This window comes from Microcystis flos-aquae FACHB-1344, assembly GCF_014698375.1.
Lineage (GTDB): Bacteria > Cyanobacteriota > Cyanobacteriia > Cyanobacteriales > Microcystaceae > Microcystis > Microcystis aeruginosa.
This window is the reverse complement of the sequence record NZ_JACJSW010000002.1, coordinates 1-2,384: the sequence shown is the minus strand read 5'-3', so window position 1 is coordinate 2,384 and position 2,384 is coordinate 1. Positions and strand designations below refer to the sequence as shown.

Genomic DNA, 2,384 nt, shown 5'->3' with positions numbered 1-2,384 from the left:
TTGATTTGAAGGATAACGGAGAGGTTGGTTAGGTTGGTTGCGTTACCGTTTTCTATTTCTAAATTGCCAAGGAAGGCAGCGCGGGTCATTACTGCTTCTTGGTCGATTTTGATGGTGACTTGAGCGCAAACACTTGCTTCCTCTGAAGCAGACAATTGATTGTTGGTATTTTCTGGCTTGTCTAATGTTATCAGAAATCCTTGATATTCTGGTCTTGATAGTATTTCATTAGCTTGAGATTGCAGTTGTTCAGTAATAGTTTTTTCAAGAGAGGATACATCAAAATTAAAGACGGGAATATTGTTAATTTCAAAAACATTACTTGAATTGACTGGATCAATTAAATATTTACGGGTTTCAACTTCTGGGGTGGCTGGATTATCAAAAGGACTAAGAGTATAGCCAAAAGCACTAGCATAAGCACTCAGATACAATCCACTCGACTCAAAAGAACTATAGAACCCTTCACTGGTAGAATAACCAAAAGTATAAGACAGGCCTCCGAAAAGTCCGCCTTCGGCGGCTACTATTTCAAATTCTGGAGCTTGACCATTAATAAATTCAGCTTTTGCCTTAATATTACCGGTAATTCCAGCGTTAAAGTCTAAGCCTACTGTTCCACTTAAAGAAATCTTAAAATCCTCTCCGCACTCTTCGCCAATAAATCCATCAATCTTAATGTAAGGTTCAACAGTAATTCCAATTAAGCCTTCTCCTGATAGAGAGATACTGCTAAACATCGATCCTAATAATAGTTCTTCAGGTACAGATAATTCAAAATCTTGAGATAGATTGGGTCCGATAAGAAGCCTTCCTGTTCCTTCAGCAGAAGCACCATAAGCTAGTCCTATAGGATCACAGCAGGTTTTAACCTCCGCTTCGGCGGAAATTTCAAGATCCACTTCGGCTAATTTACCTGTTTGTACTGCTAAATAGGCGTTAACTGCTGTTTCTGCTGTCTCTACAAATGGTTCAAAGTAACTAGAAAAATCTTTTTCAAACAGGGTAATTTCAACACAACAGGGATTAATATCAAGAACAACTGGAGTTGGCGAATAAATAGAACCACCGCCAAAGCCGCCACCGCCAAAGCCGCCACCGCCAAAGCCGCCACCGCCAAAGCCGCCACCGCCAAAGCCGCCGATACCACCACCAGCACAGTTTCCTTCTACATTATTAAAGGCGATGGTTGTCGATTTTTGGACATCATTTCCTCCACAAGGATAAGACCAACCAAGAGAACCAGAAATTGAACAAGGAACTGATGGTGTCGCCAGAGTTGACAGTTCTCCCGCACTATTTGGTAAAGTATCAAAATCGGCGATTCTTGTTATCCTGACAGGAATAGTTAGAGAACTTTTTGCGGCTAACCCATCAAAATCATTAATTAACGGCTCAATTTTATAAAAAGGATGTTCACCAAAATTTAACTTAATATCATTGGCTGCAATTAATCCGTGATTAGTCACAGTCATATCAATTTGCATGACTTGACCAACCACTTGTAAATTTTCTAAATCGATTAAAGGCGGGTCAATCGTTACTACAGGAATTGGAACATCAGTCTCAAACGTCGATTGAACCGTAATAATATATCGATCTTCAATTTCAGTCGGCGTTACTGTCCAAGTATATTTAACCGTTTGTCTTGACAAAAATGCCTGAATATCTTCCGTTTCTCCCGCACCAATATAAATATTCTGCTCATAAGTATCATGGTTATCCGCAGTAATCCGCAGTTTATAATACCCCTCCGCTAAATCAGTTTTAGACAATATCCCATCGGCATCTTTTTCTGAGGAAATGACGGTTCCTGTAAAGGGGTCTAATAGGGTAATTGTCGCATTTTCTAGCCTGGGTGAACCTTCCGCAAAGAAGAATAATTCATCGACAACACTAATATTAAGATTCCCTTTCGCTTCCGAAATCGCTCGGAAATTAAACGGTAAGCTTAAGGATGCTTCATCCCCGGAAATAACGACATTTCCGTTATAAACTGTTAACTCTTGGGTCGCTGACGGTTGTAATAATAAGGATACTTTAGTTGATTGACCGGGATTTAAAGACGGTAAAGTAACCGAAGAAGCAGACTTTAACCAAGAAGCATTAGGAAGCAGAATATTTAATTGTCCTGACGCAATTTCCCCTTGATTACTAACCGTAAACTCGACTATTGTTTGACCTCCCCGCAACATCGAAGCTTGTAAACTGCTGGTATCTGCCACTAAACGGGGTAATAGTCGCGCCACATCTACTCGTATTGGTAGATTTGCGGTAACGCCTTCAGTGGTACTTAATCCCAGACCAAAGTTGTAATAACTCCATTTATCATCGGGGACATTAATACTGTAATTAACCGTGATTTCTTCATTACCCCCTAAACT

At 40.1% G+C, this 2,384-nt stretch carries 1 protein-coding gene; it reads right to left on the bottom strand.

The annotated features are described in order from the left end of the window. A partial coding sequence (locus H6G48_RS00020; protein WP_190717853.1) for a CARDB domain-containing protein occupies nucleotides 1-2,384 on the bottom strand: 2,384 nt, incomplete at both ends.